This is a genomic window from Fusicatenibacter sp. (assembly GCF_050872605.1).
Classification (GTDB): domain Bacteria; phylum Bacillota; class Clostridia; order Lachnospirales; family Lachnospiraceae; genus Fusicatenibacter.
The window spans coordinates 34,809-56,145 of record NZ_JBNMHD010000017.1 but is presented as its reverse complement, the minus strand read 5'-3'; the positions used below and the strand labels follow the sequence as shown (position 1 = coordinate 56,145).

The following is a 21,337-nucleotide window of genomic DNA, read 5'->3' as shown; positions in this document are numbered from 1 at the left end:
GCAGATGCAGTCTGCATAAAGATAAAAAGCTGTACCGTAGGGCATACGGGAACAGGATAAACATAGCTTGTGGACACTGTGTAAGACATTGCAGTACCGTAAAGTATTCGTCAATGCAGTAGTGGTAGAAACAAGAATCCCTCTGCTTTAGCTGTGGGGAGTGTCAAAGCCATGGTCTGCACAGGAAGAGTCATCGCGGCATTCAATCATTTCGCAAAAAAGAAAATAGAAGAAATCACCATCGCCTGAGTGATCCATGCCCCTGTCGAAAAACCTTGAGTTTTCGGTGGGGGTTTGTTATAATGAAAGACAGCGAAAGAAAAATTTTTTGATTTGTCATAAGGCGTTTGTTTGCGTTATGAGAAGTGCGAAGGAGGAAGTGGCAGATGAACTTAGTTATTACGATGAGCCGCCGGTTTGGTACTGGGGCGAGTATTATTGCGAAAGAACTTTCCGAGAGACTGCATATCCCGGTATATGATAAGGACGATGTAGAGCACGGCATGCGTGAAAATGCCTTTGAATCTGAGGCGGATGCGATCCGCGAGCTGGCGAAACAGCCGTGTATTATCATTGGACGGTGTGCTTCGGAGTTTCTGAAAGATAAAAGCAACGTTATCAATATTTATGTCTGCGCGGACAAAGAGGACCGGATCAAACGTATCATGAAGTTGTTTTCCCTGACAAGAGAGGCGGCTGAGGTGATGCTGGAAGAGACAGACAAGCAGCGTGCCGAGTATTATTACAAAAATACCGGAAAGACATGGGGCGATGTCAATAACTACCATATGATCCTGAATACCTCGGATCTTGGCATCGAGAACTGTGCCGATATTCTGATGCGGTATTTTGAAATGAAAGATTATATCTAAGAGATATTTAAAAAGAAATACATAAAAAATCAGGTGCTTCCCGAAAAAGAGAAGCACCTGATTTTTTTTGTGCGGTTTAGTAAGCCTGATACGTATTGCCGTAGCTGCGGCTGGAGAAGTAATTCTGTTTCAGAACCAGGAACAGTTCGGCATCGGTTGCATATTCGTACGGGTTCGCATAGAAGAGACCGACAAGACCGAAGGTGATCGAAGAGAGAAGCTTCCATCCGATAAAGGAAAGATCCAGGATGAAGGCATTCATTTTTTCGCCGTTCATCATCTCACGGCTGATGCGGAAAGCTTCTTCCGTGGAAAGATCCGGGCAGTCGGCCAGAAGATAAGGCACCATGCGGTATTCATAAGATTTTACAATTCCAGGAATAATAAGGAGCAGAGTCCAGAGGAAAGTGTAAAGATTCTTCAAAAAGAGCGTCCAGACCGTTTTTCCATAGTAACCATTCTGGAATCCAAATAGCATATTGCCAAGCCCCGCTTTTTCCATCGAGTTTTCAATGAAAAATCTTGCACCTCCGACTTCAAACGGAGCCAGAACGAAAATGCGGATCAGAATAAAAGCAAGTCCGATGACAAGAAGCACAATGCCGCTGAAAACGGAAAAAACAAATTTCACCGGACCAAGCGGAGTGAATCTTTCTGCAAAGGATTCCACATTGAGATTGTCAGAAGAAATTGTAAAGCCAGAAATGCTGGTCGTATTGTTCTGATTGTTATTGTTAGAATTTCCAGAATTAGAAGTACCGCTTCCGACCAGCAGAGTCAGAATCAGGGTGGCTACCACACAGATCCAGTAATTGCGTAAAAATGCGGCTTTTCCGCGGGTTTTCAGTTCCTCTCGAGTCCACATAAAAAAGACCTCCCTCTTAATGTAAGTGTAAACAGCAGACAATTCTGCCAAGTTACGATTATCTTACCATGGGGCAGGTGAAACATCAAGACAGCTTAAGGAAAGTTTAAGAAATTGGCAGAAAGATTAAAGTGGAAATGTGCATTCTTAAATAAATATTTTACTTGTGAAGCGGGAATGAATGTGCTATAATCTCTCCGGTGCGTCAGAACGCAGCGGGGCCGGGTTTCTCCGGGGTGCGTTCTGAAAAAAAAGAAACCTGTACGTTGAATTGACAAAGAGAGCGAGGAATCTACGTGTATCTGACAAAGGACGAGTTTCTGCAGAAATTTGGGATTCTGCCGCAGGAATTTGAAGAGGCAGATATTTCATGGGAAGAACTGCTGGAAATTGCGGATGATTATGAACGGCGCCGGCCGACGCTGGAAAAGATCCGAAAAGAATTTGTAGCAGAATTTCTGCAGGACAAGGAAAAAGAGATCGGACTGCAGTCGTACCACAGCCGCCTGAAGGACACCGAACATCTGGTGGAAAAGCTGGTGCGCAAGCGTCTGGAAAATTATGCAAAATACCGGAAAATGGATGCGACAAACTACATGCGTTATGTGACAGACCTGATCGGAATCCGGGGACTTTTGCTGTATCGGGAGGACTGGGTAAACTTCCATAAATACATTACCCACTGGTTTAAAAACGATCCGGAAAAATATATCCGCGATTACGGCCGTGACTACGACCAGAACGCTTCGGGCTACATGGCAGAGCCGCCGAAAGTCCATACGAGACTTGGTGATTACGCCGATATCTATGTGAACTGGATTCCCGAGGAGAATATTCTGGACCGGAAACATTACCGTGCGGTGCATTACATTGTCGTTTACCGCGGCGTCTACATTGAAATTCAGATCAAGACGCTGTTCGAGGAGGGCTGGGGAGAGATTGACCACAGCATTCTCTATCCGCGGCGCAAGGGAAACGCTATGCTGACCGAGTTTTCCGAGCTGCTGAACCGTCTGGCGGGTATGGGAGATGAGATGGGTTCGTTCTACCGCCGTCTCCAGGTTGTGCCGGATGAGAAGTTCCAGAGCAAGGAAACGATCGTGCGCAAGCGTGAATTAAAACCGCAGGTCAAGGCAGCAGTGGAAAAACGTGACCTGAACGAAATTCATACGATGGATGATGCCGTCTGGAGCATACTGAAAGAATAAAACTGCTTTTCAGACATGGGAAAGGATAAGAAAATGGATGGAAGAAACACGGGCCGCATGGGCTTCTCTCATGCAGCAGAGGACTCTGCGGAGAATATGATGGCGGCAGTCAAAGCCGGAAAAATCCGAAAACATCTGATGGGAAACACCTCGCCGATCCGCTACGGAACAATGGAAAAGCGCGAGATGACCGAATATACTGACTTTGTCCGGACGAAACTCTGCTATGAAATCCTGAATCTGCCCGGGGAGGAAAAATGAATACAATAGAAAAAATATACACAAACTACGACGGACTTCTGGAAGAATTTTCCGAGGAAGTAATCCAGAGCCGTTACGCTGTTTTTTACGAAGAAATCGAGGAATTTGCCAAGAGTCTCGGCATCCGCGAGAAAATCCAGATCAGCGAGTCGCTGTTGAGCCATGCAGTGCTGGACTATTTCACGGATATTTCCCGCCTGAAACATTTTCATCAGGCAAAGCATATCAATTCATTGAAAGTGATCTCCTATGAGACCTACTGGCTGCTGCGGAGAAAACCGATCCAGATCCTGGTGGAGGATGAGACATCGGATGCGATGGCATTTCTGAACGAAAAGTTCGTCTTTTCCCGGATTGCCAAATATCTGATGGGCGACGGAAAACGGGTGATTTTAAGTCCGGAGACGAAAAAAGGCTTTCTGAATTATCTCGATTCGCTGTTTTATTACCTGAAATACCGCAATTACGATGCGGAAATGCTCGAGATGATGCTGATGGGCTTCAAAGCGGGTGTTCTCGTGGCGGATGATTTAAAGGAGCAGAAGTCCTGAAAAACGGGCGGAAGCGGAATACAACAAAATAAGATGAAGATCGAAAGAACCGGACGGGCTGTAAGGCTGCTGTCGGGTTCTTTTTTTGTGCGGTGCTGCATAAAGTGCAAAGACAGAAAACCGTTTCAAAAGGGAAGGACGGGACACGCTTTCTTTACGAGTTTTGTACAGGGGGAATGGATATGGCCACGCTTGCAAAAATCAATGATTTTCTAAAAGCGGCGAATGCAGCTGCCTGGGGACTGCCGCTCCTTTTTCTGCTGCTTGGAACAGGCATTTTTCTGATGATCCAGCTTCGCGCGCTGCCCCTTCGACGGCTGCTTTTTGCCCTTCGTGCGGCGTTCGGACAGGATGCGAGGCGCACCGGAGAGAAAACGGAAGCGGGAGTTTCGCCGTTCGCATCGCTGATGATGGAACTTGCGGCGGAGATCGGGACGGGCAATATCGTGGGGGTTGCCTCCGCAATGGCGCTTGGAGGACCGGGAGCACTGGGATGGATGATGCTGGCGGCGGTTGTGGGACTTGCTTTGAAATTTTCTGAGAGTTTTCTCTCGGTGCAGTACCGGATGCAAAGAAAAGATGGAACATACTGCGGCGGTCCGATGGTGACGCTGACCAGAGCATTTCCGGGGGAGCGGCTGGCGAAGATGCTGGCTGTGTTTTTTGCCGGAAGCGCCGTGCTGGTATCTCTCGGAATGGGCAATATGACGCAGGCAAACTCGATTGCGCTGGCGATGCAGGATACGTTTGGCGTGGCAAGAGAAAAAAGCGCGCTGGTGCTGACGATTCTTCTGCTGCTTGTGGTAACAGGCGGACTGCGTTCCATTGCAAAAGCGGCGGAGGTGCTGGTACCGGGAATGGCACTCTTTTATCTGGGCGGGGCAGGAATGGTAATCGGCCTGCACGCCGGAGAGCTTCCGCGGACACTGCTTGCGATGATACAGGACGCGTTTTCTTTCCGGGCGGCATCGGGAGGAGCGGTGGGTGCGGGAATTTCCCTGCTGCCGCCGGCCTTGCGGTATGGAATTTCCCGCGGTGTGTTTTCGAATGAAGCAGGGCTTGGAGCAGGCGGAATCAGTGCTGCGGCGGCGCAGACCGACGATCCCGTGCGGCAGGGGTACATCAGCATGACAGGTGTGTTCGTGGATACCATGGTGATCTGTCTTGTGACCGGCCTTGTCATCGGAGTGACCGGGGCGGCAGAACGGATACCGGAGGCGGAAAAAGCGGATGGCGCGGCGATGGTAATCCGTGCTTTTGCGAGTGTGTTCGGACCGGCGGGAGGTTCTGTTGTTGCGGTCGGGATTCTGCTGTTCGCATTTGCAACGATGGCCGGCTGGGCATACCAGGGGGAGCAGGCGTTTCTCTGGCTGGTGAAAAAGGATAGCTTCGGAATGGTTTACCGTGTTTTCTTCTGCTTTGCAGCATTTGCCGGGTGCGTCTGCATGGCGGAAACGGTCTGGAATTTTGCGGAGCTTGCCAATGCCTGCATGGCGGTGCCGAACCTGATCTGTGTGCTGCGGCTCTGGAAGGAAGTAAAAGACGAGGCGTTCCGGTTTGAAAGCAGAATAAAAAAGGCGGAACAAAAGAAAGACAGAAATACATGAGAAACCGTATTTCCGGCCATCAGGCAGATTTCGAGGTAAGCTGATCGAGAGAGCCGAAAGAATATCCCATTTCTTCCCACTTCGTCAGCAGCTCATCGAGAATCTCCGCGTTAGTGGATGAGGTATTATGAAGCAGGACGATGGCACCGGGATGAATGCGTCCGGTCAACTTTTTGAAAGCCTCCTCGTGGGTCGGCTGCTGATCCTGGTACCAGTCTACATAGGCAAGACTCCAGAAAAAGGTCTGATAGCCGAGATCTTTTGCCATCTGCAGATTCTGCGTGCTGTATTTTCCCTGAGGAGGCCGGTAAAATTTCACCATTTCCTGGCCGGTGGTCTCCTGGTAAAGAGCGGAAACACGGTTCAGCTCTTCGGAGAAGGCTTCCTGCGTGGAAATTTTGGACATATCCGGGTGCGACCAGGTGTGGTTTCCGACGATATGACCTTCTGCCGCCATGCGTTTGACAAGATCCGGCTGGTCGGAGAGAAAATTGCCGACGACAAAAAACGCCGCGGGTGCCTGATGCTTCTGGAGTGCGTCAAGGATTGCCGGGGTGTTGCCGTTTTCGTAGCCGCAGTCAAACGTCAGATAAATGATGTTTTCTTCCGGTGAAGCGGCAAACCAGGCATTGTAGGCGGCAAGCTCTTCGGATGTAGCGTTGCCGACGGGAGTCTTCCCTTTTTCAGGGAAGGAGAGGCCCCAGTTTTCGGCAGCGGAGGAGAGAACGGGCAGCGAAATAGAAGAAACTGGGGTTTCCGGCGCAGCAGAGAGAAAAACAGGGGCTGCCTTTCGGAGCGCACGGCAGGTAAAGTGGGACAGAACAGAGCCAAAAAGGAAAGCGGAGCAGAAAAAAGCTGCGGCGATACCGGCTTTTTTCAGGATCCGGCGGGAAAGGGGTGAAAGAGAACGCATAAAATCCCCCTCCAGGACTTTTTGAGACAATATATGTATGGGTGAAAGAAAACATGCGGCACACATCTGTTTGACTTTACCTGCAATCTATGTCACAATGGCGGTAGAGTGGATGGAAAGGGCAGAGAAAAACAAGATGACAAAATATGAGGTTTTAAAAAAGTACTTCGGTTACGACTCCTTCCGGGAGGGACAGGAAATGCTGGTGGATGCACTTCTTTCCGGGCAGGATGTGCTCGGCATCATGCCGACCGGCGCGGGAAAATCGCTGTGCTATCAGATTCCGGCGCTTCTGCTGCCGGGGATTACGCTGGTAGTATCTCCTTTGATTTCCCTGATGAAGGATCAGGTATCCACCCTGAACCAGGCGGGAGTTCACGCTGCGTTTCTGAACAGCTCGTTGAGTGCAGCACAGTACCGGAAAGCACTTGGATTCGCCATGGAGGGCAGATACAAGATTATCTATGTCGCTCCGGAGCGTCTTCTGACACCGGAGTTTCTGTATGCGGTGCAGTCGATGGAGATTTCGATGATCAGTGTGGATGAGGCACACTGTATCTCCCAGTGGGGACAGGATTTCCGCCCAAGTTACCTGAAAATCACAGAGTTTGTAGATCGGCTTCCCACGCGTCCGGTGATCGGAGCCTTTACGGCAACGGCAACAAAAGAGGTGCGGGACGATATCGAGGCACTGCTGTCGCTGCGTGATCTGGTACGTCTGGTAACGGGTTTTGACCGGAAGAATCTGAAATTTACGGTACAGCAGCCAAAAGACAAATTTGCGGCGGTAGAGTCCTTTCTTGCGGAGCATGAGGCGGACTGCGGTATTATTTACTGTCTGACCAGAAAAAATGTGGAGGAGGTCTGTGAAAAGCTCGAACAGAAAGGGTATTCTGTCACAAGATATCACGCGGGCCTTTCCGATCTGGAACGGAAAGAAAACCAGGAAGACTTTATTTACGACCGGAAGCAGATCATGGTAGCGACGAACGCCTTCGGAATGGGAATCGATAAATCGAATGTGCGGTACGTCATCCATTATAATATGCCGAAAAATATGGAAAGCTATTATCAGGAGGCCGGACGAGCAGGCAGGGACGGCCTTCCGGCGGAATGCATTCTGCTATATGCCGGACAGGATGTAATCACAAACCAGTTCTTTATCGAAAATATGGCACAGGAGAGTGAAGATCCCGAGACGACGGCGCTGATCCGCCAGAGGGAAGAGGAACGCCTGAAAAAGATGACGTTCTACTGCTTCACGCACGAGTGTCTGAGAGACTATATCCTGCGGTATTTCGGAGAATACGGTTCCAACTACTGCGGAAACTGTTCCAACTGCCTCTCGGAATTTGAGACAGTGGATGTAACAGCGGCGGCAAAAGCAATTCTGGGCTGTGTGCGGGAATGCCGCCAGCGTTATGGCACGACGGTGATTCTCGATACGCTGCATGGCGCAAACACCGCGAAAATCCGTCAGTACCATATGGATGAAAATTCCCATTACGGGGAGCTGTCAAAAGAGCCGGTTTATCGTCTGCGCCAGATCTTAAACGAGCTGCAGGTGCGGGAATATCTCTATGTAACAGCCGATACCTACAGTATTGTGCGTCTTCTGCCCAAAGCATCGGAGCTGCTGGATGAGGACGGCACGATGCTGATGAAGATGGCGAAAGAAGAAAAACGGATTCCGAAAGCCGCAAAAGAGAAGACAAAGACAAAAACCTCGGCAGCGGCAAAGGATCTTTCCAACGAGGAGGCCGCGGTATTCGAAAAACTGCGGGTACTCCGGATGGAGCTTGCAAAGGAGCATAAAGTGCCGCCGTATATTATCTTCTCGGATAAAACACTGATCCAGATGGCGATGGAGAAACCGTCCAACAAAGAGGAAATGCTGGCGGTCTCTGGTGTCGGCGAGAGCAAATTTGAAAAGTACGGGGAACCGTTTCTTGCATGTCTTGCAGAAAGATAAAACAAGTCGTGTAAAAAAACGGGAAAACAACAGGAAAGGAAGACTACGCTTATGAAAAAAGAAAACGCAGTTATTTTTGGAGTGACCGGTGTTGTATTTGCCGCCGCGCTGATTGGAGGCGGAATCTATATGAAAACGGAACGGGACCGAAATCTGAATGCAGATACAGCAAGTGTCGCAGCGGACAGCAACAGGGCAGAAGAAGTACAGAAAGCCGTATTTCTTGCAGAAGATTCCGGGTTATGGTACCTGGGAGATCTGGAACACGGAAACATCTATGTGACACATACACCGTCCGACACACTTTACGATGAAAATGGAAATGCCATTGATCCGTCCGAGATCAAAAAAGGAGATTTTCTTCAAGTGGAGGGCGACGGTATTATGCTGAACTCCTATCCGGGACAATATCCGGGCATCAGCCGTATTATGAGAATCAGCGGCGGTACGGAGGCGGATGCAGAAAAATTCGATGAGGAACTTTCCCAGATTCTGCCGGAAAAGGATCCATCGGAAATTCCGTTTCTGAATCTGTGCTACACACAGCCAAATGCCCAGATGACAGCTATGGCAACACAGGGAGGTTATACCTGGTCTTATGTTGATGAGGACGGCAATGGTCAGAACGTCGTTGCGGACAGTGCGTTCATTCTGGAATGGACGGAACTGAATGATCTGAATACAGCAAATGACGAAGGAAAAACCGATCTGGAGCTTGTCTTCTCGGAGGAGCCGGATTCTGTCACAGCAGAAAGATGGCCGGCCGAAGACCGGGGGCAGAACTTTGGCAATGGTTACCCGGAGGGAGAAAGCGTTTCTGTGGAGCATGCGGAGAGCTGGAGCATTCCGGGAGCCGAGGCCGGCTACATCTACGAAGTGGACGCGGTATTCGAAAATGGAACCGTGTCATACGGATTTGAAGTGAAAAAGTAAAAAAAGACTTTCTTTTTCTGTGACATTATGCTATTTTTACTGTGAAAACAGAAAAATGCAATGTGCCATACGGCATAAGCAGCTGACTTTTCAAAAATCAGAATCCGTTTGACCGGAGGATGCGAGGAGGAATTTGTATGAAGTTAATTGTTGCTGTATTACGGAAAGAGGACGAGGCAGACACCATTGCCGAGTTGAACAAAAAAGGCTTTTTTGTGACGGAGCTTGCCACGACCGGCGGTTTCCTGAAAGAGAAGAACACAACACTGCTGATCGGAACCGATGATCATAAGCTCGATGCTGTGCTTGCGATCTTAAAACAGGAAGCAGGGCTTCGGAAAACAGTTACCTATGCGGCCACCCCGATGGAAAGCGGAAACTTCTGCCCGGGCGGAAATTACTCTGTTCCGATCGATACCCAGACAGGAGGCTGTACTGTGTTTGTGCTGAACATGGAACAGCTGGAAAAATTCTAGGACTCTAAAGGTTTTTAAATTCCGGCATATGATTCCGGTAGTGGAGCGGCAGATGCGTGCGCTGACAGTCGGGATTGGAACGCTCTTTGATGGCAATTGCAGTGAAAAATCCTTTCCAGAGTTCTTCGTAAGGATCGGAAGTGGATTCCGTGAGGGAAAGGCGTTCTATTTCATCCGGAGAAAGACGGGTCAGATAAAAGGGACGGTCAGCGGGATGCACGACGGCAAGCTGCCGGGTATCATCGAGAATCATCCAGTTTTCTGAGGGGAGCCGGTCAGAAAAATGGGGAGCGACCAGGGTCAGCACATTGGCTTTCGGGGAAATATGCGAGACCAGGATCGGAAAACCGGAGGAAATATTTGCAAAACGGATAAATTCCCGGAACGAATGCGCTTCATTTGTGACCTGACGGAAAACTTCAAAAGCGTGGAATACCGCCGGTTCCTGCAGCATATGCAGGGTATCCTTTCCATAGGAAAAGCCGTAGAGCAGAAAACGATAAATGATGTCGGGAGCGTCGCTTCTCTCGGACATTGCACAGAGATAGACGAGCCGCCAGGCTGCTGCGCCGATCTTCTTTTGAATGGATCGCGTGACGCTGGCGGCCTTTTCTGCGTCCGGTTCAACATGGCAGTAATCGCAGAACAGCTCCAGATTGCCGACTGGTTCCGTCATCAGCCGCACATTGCGGTAGCCGAGACGGGAATTCCAGGCTTCATAGATGCAGGTCAGGATCGACGCAAGATCCGGGCTGCAGGTGTAAACAGTCATAATAAAATCCTTTCTGAAATCAATTGATACAGACAACAGCCTTCTGCAAAAAAGCGCAGATACAGCAAAAAGGCTTTTCCATGAGAAGAACGCCCGGGATTATATATGCCCAGGTACGGCAGCGTCAAACAGAGAAAGCTGCTGATACTGTTCCGGATGGGAAACCTCCCAGTTGGAGACGGCTTCTTCTCCCGTGAGCTGCCGGGTCAGAAACTGCTGTTCCAGCCGCAAGTGATACATCATTTTTCCCTCACAGGTGATAAAATATTTGGCGCGCTTCAGCACCACACCGATCTTTTTCAGGTGCTCAAACGAAAGATGGGAGCTTCTGCGGCTCTTTACAATCCGCATGGCCGATTTCGGTCCGATGCCGGGAACACGCAGAAGGTCGGCATACTCAGCCGTGTTGATCTCCACCGGGAACAGCTCCATATGGCGCAGCGCCCAGTCGCATTTCGGGTCGAGCTGTGCATGAAAGTTCGGGTGGGCTTCATCGAGCAGTTCATCTGCCTGAAAACCGTAGAAGCGGAGCAGCCAGTCCGCCTGATAGAGGCGGTGTTCCCGAAGAAGCGGCGGCTTGGTCTCACGTGAGGGCAGGGCGGAATCTTCGTTGACCGGAATGTAGGCGGAGTAAAAGACGCGCTTCAGGTCATACTGTTGGTAGAGGAGCTGTGAGGTGGAGAGAAGCTGGTAATCGTTTTCCTTTGTCGCACCGATGATCATCTGCGTGCTCTGGCCGGCAGGAACGAAGGGAGCAGAGCGTTCTTTTTCCGGCAGTGACCGCGCGGAGGAGGAAGAGATCCAGCCCGGATCGGCAGCGGAGGCGGAAATCTGCTTTCGTGTATCGAAAATGGAGTGGGAGAGATAGCGGTTTCCCGAGGAACGCTCCAAAAAAGCGCTTTTTCCTGCGGTCAGCCGGTAATCCACAATGCCGGACTGGATCTGGCGCATGGGTTTTAAAATGGATTTCTGCGTCTTCTGCGGGGCCAGTTTCTGCAGCCCTTCTCCGGTCGGGAGTTCCAGATTGACGCTCATGCGGTCGGCGAGATAGCCGGTCTTTTCGATCAGCTCGGCGGGTGCGCCCGGGATAGCTTTGACGTGGATGTAGCCGTTAAAGCGGTAACGATTACGTAAAAGATGCAGGGTGCGGTACATGAGTTCCATCGTATAGGCGGGATTTTTGCAGACGGCGGAACTTAAAAAGAGTCCCTCAATATAGTTTCGGCGGTAAAATTCCGTGACGAGTGTACAGACCTCCTCCGGTGTAAACGTGGCGCGCTGCCGGTCATTCCCGGCGCGGTTGACGCAGTATTTACAGTCGTAGATACAGTCGTTGCTCTGCAGAATTTTCAACAGAGAGATACAGCGTCCGTCGGAAGAAAAGCTGTGGCAGATACCGCAGGAGACCGAATTGCCGAGATGTCCCTGTTTTCCGGCACGGTTCACACCGCTGGAAGTGCACGCAACGTCGTATTTGGCCGCGTCAGCGAGAAGATTCAGCTTCTCGGAGAGAGAAAGTGTTTGTGATGATAACTGCATAGCAGAAAAATTCCTTTCTATGTTCCAATGAATACGAATAAAAGTAAAACAATAAGATAACAGGTATTTTATGAAAAGAACAACTGTTCGATAAAAGAAGTGTAACACAAATCGAACGAATGTTCAAGAGGAAAAATGAAAATAGTACAAGAAAATACTGGAAGAAAAGAAACAGAATTCGATCCGGAAAAACGTGAACAGGAAACAGCAGGGAAAATTTCTGTTAGAAAAAAGTTATACAAAAACAGCCGCACAGATCGGAAAAACAAATCTGTGCGGCTGTAAGCCAAATTTTATGGAATTGAAACGGAAGCAGAGCCGTTTACGCCAGAAGCGCCCCAATTGCCCCGAATACGCCGGAGCTTGCAAGCAGCATGATGACGCTTGCGAGGAGAACACCGCCCATGACGGCGAGAACGCTGGTCTTAAAGTCCATATCGAGGATACTTGCAGCAAGCGTGCCGGTCCATGCGCCGGTTCCCGGGAGCGGGATGCCGACGAAGAGCAGCAGGGCGAGCGGAAGTCCGCGGCCGGCTTTTGCTTTCAGTTTTTCCCCGCCCTTTTCGCCTTTTTCCAGACACCAGGTGAAGAACTTTCCGATATACTTTTTATCACATCCCCAGACAAGAACCTTTCGAGCGAACAGGAAAATAATCGGAACCGGAAGCATATTTCCGATGACGGCGATCAGATAGGCCGGAAGCGTCGGAATATGGAAAGCCACCGCGTACGGAATCGCACCACGCAGCTCGATGAGCGGAACCATGGAAATCAAAAATACAATCAGATATTTGGTAATCATATACACCTCTCGTTTTTTACAAAATGTTATCGTTTCTTAGTGCAACGCTCTTATTGTAGCGTGATGCCCGCCATTTGTCCAGTATAAAAAGAAAGAAAAGAGCGGGAGTAAAAGAAATCTTAAGAATTTCTGTATTTTTGTATAATTTTATAACCTTCAAAATTTGAATTTTAGAAAACTGTATGTTAGAATGAAGTGTACTGTTTGCAAAAGAACAGCAGAGATGCCCCCAATGACAGGGGCATGGATTGAAATAACAAACGAGGAGGACCCACCTATGATTGCACTGATTGATTATGATGCCGGAAATATAAAAAGCGTGGAAAAAGCCTTTCAAAGCCTTGGAAAAGAGGTCGTACTGACCAGGGATCCAGAAGTATTAAAGCGCGCAGATCACGTCGTCCTGCCGGGTGTCGGCAGCTTTGGGGATGCGATGGAAAATCTGAACCGCTATCATCTGGTACCGGTCATTCATGAAATCGTAGAAAAAGGGACTCCGTTTCTTGGGATCTGTCTCGGACTGCAGATCCTGTTTGAACGCAGCGAGGAGAGCCCGGGCGTTGCAGGCCTTGGCCTGTTAAAAGGAGAAATCCTTCGGATTCCGGACAAAGAGGGCTTAAAGATTCCGCACATGGGCTGGAACTCCATCCATCTGCAGAATGAGGGACGCTTATTCAAAGGCATCCCGCAGGAATCCTACGTCTACTTTGTCCACTCCTATTATCTGAAAGCAGAAGAGGAGGAAATTGTAAAAGCAACGACAGAGTACAGTATACACATCCATGCGTCCGTGGAAAAAGGAAATCTGTTCGCCTGCCAGTTCCACCCGGAAAAGAGTTCAGATCTTGGACTTGCCATTCTGAAAAACTTTGCGGAAATTGGAGAGGAGGACTAAGCGATGTTTACAAAGCGAATTATCCCATGTCTGGATGTAAAAAACGGAAGAGTCGTAAAAGGCGTTAATTTCGTCGATTTAAAAGATGCCGGAGATCCGGTGGAGATTGCAAAAGCGTACGACAAGGCAGGAGCCGATGAAGTTGTGTTCCTCGATATCACCGCCTCCTCCGATCAGAGAGGAACGGTCGTTGATATGGTGCGCAAAGTAGCAGCAAACGTCTTCATCCCATTCACCGTCGGCGGCGGAATCCGTACCGTAGACGATTTCAAGATGCTGCTCCGCGAGGGAGCCGACAAAATTTCGATCAACTCCTCCGCAATCAACAATCCGCAGCTAATTGGCGATGCGGCGCAGAAATTTGGCAGCCAGTGCGTGGTCGTTGCGATTGATGCGAAGAAGAGAGCTGACGGAAGCGGCTGGAATATCTACAAAAACGGCGGCCGGATCGATGTCGGCATCGACGCCGTCGAGTGGGCGAAAAAAGCCGAGAGCCTCGGAGCCGGAGAAATTCTGCTCACCAGCATGGACTGCGACGGAACAAAGGCGGGATACGATATCGAGCTGACAAGAACGATCGCAGAGAGCGTCGGCATCCCGGTCATCGCATCCGGCGGCGCAGGAACGCTGGAGCATTTTTATGATGCCTTAACCGAAGGAAAAGCCGATGCAGCGCTTGCCGCATCCCTGTTCCACTACAAAGAACTGGAAATTCGTGAAGTCAAAGAATATCTGGCAGGCCGCGATGTGCCGGTCCGCCTGTAAAAGGAAGGGAGAAAACGATATGCCGCCTCTTAGCGGAAGCTGGGCCAATGCCCTGAAAGGAGAATTCTCCAAAGATTATTATAAAAAACTGTTTCAGACGGTGGGAGCGGAGTACAAAACCCACACGATTTACCCGCCGGCTGATGATATTTTCAATGCGTTCCACTTTACCCCGCTTGAGCAGGTAAAAGTGGTCATCTTAGGCCAGGACCCGTACCACGAGCCGGGACAGGCACACGGACTCTGCTTTTCTGTAAAAACCGGAAGTAGACATTCCGCCGTCCCTGGTCAATATTTATAAGGAACTCGAAGACGATCTGGGATGCTACATTCCGAACAACGGATATCTCGAAAAATGGGCACGGCAGGGTGTTCTGATGCTGAACACCGTGCTGACTGTGCGTGCGCATCAGGCAAACTCCCACAAGGAAATCGGCTGGGAGCAGTTCACCGACGCGGCAATCAAAGTGCTCGCCGAGCAGGACCGCCCGATGGTATTTATCCTCTGGGGAAGACCGGCACAGCGCAAAAAAGAGATGATCCACAATCCGAAGCATCTGGTGCTGATGTCCGCTCATCCGAGCCCGCTTTCTGCATACCGCGGATTTTTCGGCAGCCACCCGTTTTCCAGAACAAACGAATATCTGGAGGAAAACGGTCTTGCGCCGATTGACTGGCAGATCGAAAATGTAATCCGGGGAGCGAAAGAATGAGTAAAAAGAAAAATACGTTACTGAGAAATACTTCTATTTTAATGGCCGCAACGATCATCTCGCGTGTGATCGGCCTGCTGTACCGGTCACCGCTCGGCGAAACCATTGGAAATGAGGGACTTGGCTATTACAGTACAGCGAGCAATCTGTACACGATCCTGCTGCTGATCTCGTCCTACAGTATTCCGATGGCAGTGTCGAAAATCGTATCCGAGCGCCTGGCATTAAAAGAGTACCGGAATGCACATCGCGTGTTCCGCGGTGCCCTTCTTTATGCCGTAATCGTAGGTGGAGTCGCTGCACTGGTGGCATTCTTTGGAGGAAAATTCCTTTTGCCGTATAACCAGCAGAATGCACTCCTTGCCCTGCGCGTACTGGCACCGACCATCTTTTTCTCGGCAATCCTCGGTGTTCTGCGCGGCTATTTCCAGGCCCACAGCACGATGATGCCGACCTCAATTTCACAGATCATCGAGCAGGTATTCAACGCCGCATTCAGTATCGGTGCTGCCTGGTTCTTCATTCAGCAGTTTGCAACAAACGATACCGAACATGCCAAATTCGGTGCCGCCGGAGGAACCCTCGGAACAGGAGCCGGTGTGCTGGCAGGCCTCTGTTTCATGCTGATCGTTTACGGCGTAAATCGGAAAACCATTCTGCGGAAAGTAGAAAAGGACACGCGCCACCGAGAAGAATCCTACCGCGAAATTTTTCAGGTTCTTTTCCTGATGGTAACACCGGTCATCTTTACGACCTTTATTTACAACTGCAACGCTTACCTGGACAACTACCTGTTCTTCACCATCCTCGGATGGCACGGAGAGAATCAGAAAGCGCTGAATGCCGCATATGGAGAATTTTCCAACTATTATGTCACCCTGATCAACGTCCCGCTTGCTATGGCAAGTGCATCCGCATCTGCAATGATGCCGGAAGTATCCTCGTGCTATGCAACCGGTGATCTCGATGAGGCAAACGACAAGATCCTTGAGACGATCCGTCTGACGATGTTCATCTCCATCCCGGCCGCTGTCGGTCTTGGTGTGCTGGCATTTCCGATCACGGGAGTTCTGTTCCCAGCAAGCTCGAGCCTTTCCGGCAAACTGTTGATGATGGGTGCAGTCTCAGTTGTGTTCTCGGCACTGTCCACCATTACCAACAGTGTCCTGCAGTCCATCGGCCAGCAGAAAAAAGCCCTGCACAACGCAGCCATTTCCCTCGGAATGGATCTCATCGTCCTGGCTCTGATCCTCGCAGTCTTCCCGAAGACAAACATCTATGCCGTTGTCTTCGCAGGAATCCTGTTCTCCTTAAGCATGTGCGTATTGAATAACCTTTCGATCCGCAAACACCTGAACTTCCGCAACGAGTTCAAAAACACCTACGTAAAACCATTGATCGCAGCCGCCATCATGGGAGTCGTAACCTGGGTTGTTTACTACGGCCTCTTTGCCATCACCAAACGCCCGTCCATCAGCATGCTGATCGCGATTCTGATCGCCATTGTCGTCTACCTGATCGCCTTCGTTGTCGTAACCGGCACAACCGAAGCCGAAATGCGCCGCATGCCAATGGGAACCAAACTGGTAAAAGTCCTGCGTATTCTGCGGATTTACCGTTAAAAACAACAAAACAAAAGCAAAACGAATCCCCGGCCGGAAAGCCTTGATAACAGCTTTCCGGCCGGGGATTTATTTTGATGTTCAGAAAATATATTATGTAGTTCTTATGCGTCTTTCTCGCCATTTGGCTCCTGCTTCAGGTTCTTGTTCGCAGTAGAAAGCATCAGCTTAATACGATTGAGCTGGTTAACCTCCGAAGCGCCCGGATCGTAGTCAACCGCCACAATATTCGCCTTCGGATACTCCTTACGGATCGCCTTAATAACACCCTTGCCGACAATATGGTTCGGCAGGCACGCGAACGGCTGGATGCAGACGATATTGTAAACATCGCTGTGGATCAGCTCCATCATCTCGCCGGTCAGGAACCATCCCTCACCAGTCTGGTTGCCGCAGGAGACGATCGGAGAAGCATATTTGGCCAGATCCCGTACGTCAGCCGGCGGATCAAAATGCTCACTCTTCTTGAACTCTGCAACAGCCGCACTCCGCAGCCAGTTGATCAGCTTGATACCCGTATTTCCGAGCATCGAAGAACTCTTCTTGAAGCCAAGGTGCTCCACCTTGAAATTCGTATTGTAGAAGCAGTAGCAGAAGAAATCAATCAGATCCGGCACAACCGGCTCCGCACCTTCACTTTCGAGCAGCTCCGCCAGATGGTTATTCGCCGCCGGAAGGAACTTAACGAGAATCTCGCCGACAATACCAACGCGAGGTTTCTTCTCATCCGTAATCGGAATATGGTCAAAGTCGCGGATCATCGTGCGGCAGATCTGTTTAAAGCGGGTATGGCTTAAATGTTTTGCCGAAATAAAATCAATACAGATCTTCTCCCATTTCTTGTGAATCCGGTCTGTCGTGCCCTTTTTCTGCTCATAAGGACGCATCCGGTAAATACATTTCATCATGATATCGCCGAATTCTGCTGCATAGCAGAGACGAATCGCAAGATCCGGCGTGATCTTGAAGCCCGGATTTTCCTCCAGACCGCTCAAGTTAATCGAGATGACCGGAATCTGCGTCATATCGGCCTTCTCCAGCGCACGGCGGATAAATCCGATGTAGTTCGAAGCACGGCAGCCGCCGCCGGTCTGGCTCATGATGACAGCCACTTTGTTCAGGTCATACTTGCCGGAGAGCAGCGCCTGCATAATCTGTCCGACTACCATCAGAGATGGATAGCAGGCATCGTTGTTGACGTATTTCAGTCCGACATCAACCGCCTCTTTGTTGTCGTTCGGAAGCACTTCCAGATTGTATCCGGCTGCATTGAACGCCGGCTGCAGAATCGAGAAGTGGATCGGTGACATCTGCGGGCAGAGGATGGTGTAGTCTTTCCGCATCTCTTTTGTGAAGACTGGCTTCTGGATCGAGGACGGAAGAATCTCGCGTACCGCCTGTTTCCGGTCATGTGCACGGAGGGCAGCGAGCAGAGAACGGACACGGATTCTGGCAGCGCCGAGGTTGTTGACCTCATCGATCTTCAGGCAGGTATAAATCTTGCCGCTTCTGGTCAGAATCTCATAAACCTCATCGGTGGTAACGGCATCGAGACCGCAGCCGAACGAGTTCAGCTGAATCAGGTCAAGATCGTCGCGTGTCTTTACATAGTTTGCAGCTGCATACAGACGGGTGTGGTACATCCACTGGTCATTGACACGGAGCGGACGCTCGAGCGGTGCCAGATGGGAAACAGAGTCCTCCGTCAGCACGCACAGTCCGTAGGAGTTGATCATATCCGGGATACCGTGATGAATTTCCGGATCAATGTGGTACGGACGGCCGGCAAGCACGATACCTCTGCGGCCGGTTTCTTTCATATACTGAAGCGTTTCCTCGCCTTTTTTCTGCATATCGCGTCTTGCAGCGCCAAGCTCTTCCCATCCGGCATGAACAGCAGCACGGACTTCATCCTCCGGCAGACCGGAGAACTCTTTGACAAGACCATCGGCAAGCACTTTTTCACTCGTAAACGCAAGGAACGGATTGCGGAACGTAATGGAATCGTCCTGCAGCTCGTCCACGTTGTTTTTGATATTTTCCGCATACGAGGTAACGATCGGGCAGTTGTAGTGGTTGATGGCTTCCGGGAACTCGGTGCGCTCGTACGGGATACACGGGTAGAAGATGAACTTCACACCGTGGCGTAAGAGCCAGGTCACATGGCCGTGCGCCAGTTTGGCCGGATAGCACTCGGATTCACTTGGAATCGACTCAATACCGAGCTCGTAGATCTTGCGGCTCGAGGTCGGAGAGAGTACCACGCGGTATTTCAGCTGCGTAAAGAAGGTGTACCAGAACGGATAATTCTCAAACATATTGAGGACTCTCGGAATGCCGACCTCTCCGCGGATCGCTTCATCCTGCGGCAGCGGCTGGTAGCCGAAGATCCGTTTGTATTTGTATTCGAACAGGTTCGGAATATGATCTTTGTTTTTCTCTTTTCCGATACCGCGCTCGCAGCGGTTTCCGCTGATGTACTGGCGGCCGCCGGAGAATTTGTTGATGGTCAGACGGCAGCTGTTTGTACATCCCTTACAGTTTGCCATCGTGGTCGAATATTTCAGCTCGTTGATCTTTTCGATGGAGAGCATTGTGGTCTCCTGATCGGCGGAGTAGCGCTCTCTTGCGATCAGCGCCGCACCGAACGCACCCATGATGCCGGCGATGTCCGGGCGGATGGCTTCGCAGTTGGCGATCCGCTCAAAGCTTCGGAGAACAGCGTCGTTGTAGAACGTACCGCCCTGTACGACGATGTGGCGTCCCAGCTCGGTGGCATCCGAAACTTTAATTACCTTATATAATGCGTTTTTAATAACGGAGCAGGCAAGTCCGGCAGAAATATCGGCGACGGATGCGCCCTCTTTCTGTGCCTGTTTTACCTTGGAATTCATAAATACGGTACAGCGGGTACCAAGATCGATCGGGTGTTTTGCAAACAGCGCCTCATGCGCGAAATCCTGCACGCTGTAGTTCAGGGACTGCGCGAACGTCTCGATGAAGGAACCGCAGCCGGAGGAACATGCCTCGTTCAGCTGTACGCTGTCTACGGTGCCGTTTTTGATCTTGATGCACTTCATATCCTGGCCGCCGATGTCGAGAATACAGTCGACTTCCGGATCGAAGAATGCGGCAGCGTAGTAATGGGAAATCGTCTCTACCTCACCCTCGTCCAGCATCAGCGCAGCTTTGATGAGCGCCTCGCCGTAACCGGTCGAACAGGACCAGGCGATCTGTGCGGAATCCGGCAGCTTGGAGTAGATCTCCTGGATCGCGCGGATCGAGGTGCCGAGCGGATTTCCGTGGTTGTTGCTGTAGAAGGAATAGAGAAGAGCACCATCCTCGCCGACGAGTGCAGCTTTGGTCGTCGTGGAACCGGCATCAATACCGAGATAGCAGTTTCCTTCGTAGGTGGAAAGATCGGCGGTCACGACGTTGTTGACACTCTGGCGCGCCAGAAATTCGTCATACTCGGCCTGATCTTTAAACAGCGGCTCAAGACGGGCAACCTCAAAATCGATAGCAACTTTCTCTTCGAGCCGTTTTTTCAGCGCGAGAAGGGAAACCTCGGTTTTTCCGTCTGCATTCATCGCAGAACCGATGGCTGCAAACAGGTGGGAGTTGTCCGGTACGATTGTATGCTCGTCATCCAGCTTTAAGGTACGGACGAAGGCTGTCTTTAATTCCGAGAGGAAGTGCAGCGGGCCGCCGAGAAAGGCAACGTGGCCGCGGATCGGTTTACCGCAGGCAAGACCGGAAATGGTCTGGTTGACAACTGCCTGGAAAATGGAAGCGGAAAGATCCTCTTTTGTTGCACCGTCGTTGATGAGCGGCTGGATATCGGTTTTTGCGAATACACCGCAGCGTGCTGCGATCGGATAAATCGCCTGGTAATGCTTCGCGTATTCGTTGAGTCCGGTTGCATCGGTCTGCAGAAGAGAAGCCATCTGGTCGATGAAAGAACCGGTGCCGCCGGCGCAGATACCGTTCATACGCTGCTCCACATTGCCGCCTTCAAAGTAGATAATCTTGGCATCCTCGCCGCCGAGCTCGATGGCAACGTCGGTCTGCGGAGCGAGTGCTTTTAACGAAGTGGAAACCGCGATAACTTCCTGTGTGAACGGGATGCCCAGGTGGTTGGCAAGCGCAAGTCCGCCGGAACCGGTGATGACCGGCTGCAGGGTCAGTTCGCCCAGCTTTTCGTGTGCTTCCCCGAGCAGGTGGGCAAGAGTTTCCTGAATGTTTGCAAAATGGCGCTCGTAATCGGCAAAGAGAAGCTGGTTCTCTTCGTCGAGGATCGCAATTTTAACAGTGGTGGAACCGATGTCGATTCCGAGAGTATATTTTTTATCAGTCATGAATCAAACTCCTTTTATAATAAGAAACAATCTCAACACATTATACGACAAAAAATAAGGAAATACAATTGGAAAAAGGGCGATGTCTTATGAAAAAAGTGTAAAGTCCTTGTGAAAAATGGAGAAACCAGGAGGGAAAAAAGGCGGAAAAAAGAAAATTCAGGCATTGTCAAAAACGGGTTTTGCCTGTATACTAAAAATAGTATGCCCTGC

At 50.3% G+C, this 21,337-nt stretch carries 17 protein-coding genes and 1 pseudogene; 12 read left to right on the top strand and 6 right to left on the bottom strand.

Annotation, left to right across the window (positions count from 1 at the left end; translation table 11 throughout):
- Window positions 1–386: 386 nt before the first annotated feature.
- Window positions 387–872 carry a cytidylate kinase-like family protein gene (locus ACY2VT_RS07055; protein ID WP_022461910.1) on the top strand — a complete coding sequence of 162 codons (486 nt, stop codon included), beginning with the start codon at window positions 387–389 and terminating at the stop codon, window positions 870–872.
- Window positions 873–948: 76 nt separating this feature from the next.
- Here the strand turns inward: ACY2VT_RS07055 and ACY2VT_RS07050 are convergent, their stop codons facing one another.
- The gene (locus ACY2VT_RS07050; RefSeq protein ID WP_461879399.1) at window positions 949–1,737 is read right to left on the bottom strand and encodes a DUF975 family protein; all 789 of its coding nucleotides are present in this window, start codon (window positions 1,735–1,737) and stop codon (window positions 949–951) included.
- 296 nt (window positions 1,738–2,033) lie between these two features.
- On the opposite strand from ACY2VT_RS07050, the gene ACY2VT_RS07045 reads away from it, so the two are divergent.
- The 4 genes from ACY2VT_RS07045 (at window position 2,034) to ACY2VT_RS07030 (ending at window position 5,364) form a co-directional block, all read left to right on the top strand.
- Window positions 2,034–2,945: a GTP pyrophosphokinase gene (locus ACY2VT_RS07045; RefSeq protein WP_461879398.1), complete on the top strand. Its 912-nt coding sequence runs from the start codon at window positions 2,034–2,036 to the stop codon at window positions 2,943–2,945.
- 15 nt (window positions 2,946–2,960) lie between these two features.
- Window positions 2,961–3,206 carry a hypothetical protein gene (locus tag ACY2VT_RS07040; RefSeq protein ID WP_461879397.1) on the top strand — a complete coding sequence of 82 codons (246 nt, stop codon included), beginning with the start codon at window positions 2,961–2,963 and terminating at the stop codon, window positions 3,204–3,206.
- Entirely contained in the window at window positions 3,203–3,757 is a 555-nt protein-coding gene (locus ACY2VT_RS07035) for a hypothetical protein (protein WP_461879396.1), read from the top strand. Before ACY2VT_RS07040 ends, ACY2VT_RS07035 begins: the two co-directional genes overlap by 4 nt.
- A gap of 182 nt (window positions 3,758–3,939) precedes the next feature.
- Window positions 3,940–5,364 carry an alanine/glycine:cation symporter family protein gene (locus ACY2VT_RS07030; protein WP_461879395.1) on the top strand — a complete coding sequence of 475 codons (1,425 nt, stop codon included), beginning with the start codon at window positions 3,940–3,942 and terminating at the stop codon, window positions 5,362–5,364.
- 19 nt (window positions 5,365–5,383) lie between these two features.
- Here the strand turns inward: ACY2VT_RS07030 and ACY2VT_RS07025 are convergent, their stop codons facing one another.
- Window positions 5,384–6,277, bottom strand: a complete 894-nt coding sequence (locus ACY2VT_RS07025; protein ID WP_461879394.1) for a polysaccharide deacetylase family protein — start codon at window positions 6,275–6,277, stop codon at window positions 5,384–5,386.
- Window positions 6,278–6,413: 136 nt separating this feature from the next.
- Here ACY2VT_RS07025 and recQ point away from each other — a divergent pair, with 136 nt between their 5' ends.
- The 3 genes from recQ to ACY2VT_RS07010 all read left to right on the top strand — a co-directional run bounded on the left by recQ (window position 6,414) and on the right by ACY2VT_RS07010 (window position 9,658).
- On the top strand, window positions 6,414–8,249 hold the full coding sequence (recQ, locus tag ACY2VT_RS07020) for a DNA helicase RecQ (RefSeq protein ID WP_461879402.1): 1,836 nt from the start codon (window positions 6,414–6,416) through the stop codon (window positions 8,247–8,249).
- Between the two features lie 51 nt (window positions 8,250–8,300).
- Window positions 8,301–9,182: a hypothetical protein gene (locus ACY2VT_RS07015; RefSeq protein WP_461879393.1), complete on the top strand. Its 882-nt coding sequence runs from the start codon at window positions 8,301–8,303 to the stop codon at window positions 9,180–9,182.
- A gap of 137 nt (window positions 9,183–9,319) precedes the next feature.
- Window positions 9,320–9,658 (top strand): cyclic-di-AMP receptor, encoded by a 339-nt coding sequence (locus tag ACY2VT_RS07010; protein WP_055227503.1) that lies wholly within the window; start codon window positions 9,320–9,322, stop codon window positions 9,656–9,658.
- Between the two features lie 4 nt (window positions 9,659–9,662).
- On the opposite strand, the gene ACY2VT_RS07005 is transcribed toward ACY2VT_RS07010, so the two are convergent.
- From ACY2VT_RS07005 to ACY2VT_RS06995, 3 genes are all read right to left on the bottom strand, one after another.
- Window positions 9,663–10,430 carry a TIGR03915 family putative DNA repair protein gene (locus ACY2VT_RS07005; RefSeq protein WP_461879392.1) on the bottom strand — a complete coding sequence of 256 codons (768 nt, stop codon included), beginning with the start codon at window positions 10,428–10,430 and terminating at the stop codon, window positions 9,663–9,665.
- Between the two features lie 99 nt (window positions 10,431–10,529).
- Window positions 10,530–11,969, bottom strand: a complete 1,440-nt coding sequence (locus ACY2VT_RS07000) for a putative DNA modification/repair radical SAM protein (RefSeq protein WP_461879391.1) — start codon at window positions 11,967–11,969, stop codon at window positions 10,530–10,532.
- Between the two features lie 322 nt (window positions 11,970–12,291).
- Window positions 12,292–12,771: a COG2426 family protein gene (locus tag ACY2VT_RS06995; RefSeq protein WP_022461923.1), complete on the bottom strand. Its 480-nt coding sequence runs from the start codon at window positions 12,769–12,771 to the stop codon at window positions 12,292–12,294.
- Window positions 12,772–13,048: 277 nt separating this feature from the next.
- On the opposite strand from ACY2VT_RS06995, the gene hisH reads away from it, so the two are divergent.
- The 4 genes and pseudogenes from hisH to ACY2VT_RS06975 all read left to right on the top strand — a co-directional run bounded on the left by hisH (window position 13,049) and on the right by ACY2VT_RS06975 (window position 16,766).
- Entirely contained in the window at window positions 13,049–13,666 is a 618-nt protein-coding gene (gene hisH / locus ACY2VT_RS06990) for an imidazole glycerol phosphate synthase subunit HisH (RefSeq protein WP_461879390.1), read from the top strand.
- Window positions 13,667–13,669: 3 nt separating this feature from the next.
- The gene (hisF, locus tag ACY2VT_RS06985) at window positions 13,670–14,431 is read left to right on the top strand and encodes an imidazole glycerol phosphate synthase subunit HisF (protein WP_461879389.1); all 762 of its coding nucleotides are present in this window, start codon (window positions 13,670–13,672) and stop codon (window positions 14,429–14,431) included.
- A 19-nt stretch (window positions 14,432–14,450) separates the two neighbouring features.
- Window positions 14,451–15,144 (top strand): annotated as a pseudogene (locus ACY2VT_RS06980) (uracil-DNA glycosylase).
- A complete protein-coding gene (locus tag ACY2VT_RS06975; RefSeq protein ID WP_461879388.1) occupies window positions 15,141–16,766 on the top strand; it encodes a putative polysaccharide biosynthesis protein in 1,626 nt (541 codons plus the stop codon). Before ACY2VT_RS06980 ends, ACY2VT_RS06975 begins: the two are co-directional and overlap by 4 nt.
- A gap of 104 nt (window positions 16,767–16,870) precedes the next feature.
- Here ACY2VT_RS06975 and ACY2VT_RS06970 read toward each other — a convergent pair whose 3' ends face one another.
- Window positions 16,871–21,124, bottom strand: coding sequence for an acyl-CoA dehydratase activase-related protein (locus ACY2VT_RS06970; protein ID WP_461876969.1), 4,254 nt, complete (start codon window positions 21,122–21,124; stop codon window positions 16,871–16,873).
- Window positions 21,125–21,337: the final 213 nt, after the last annotated feature.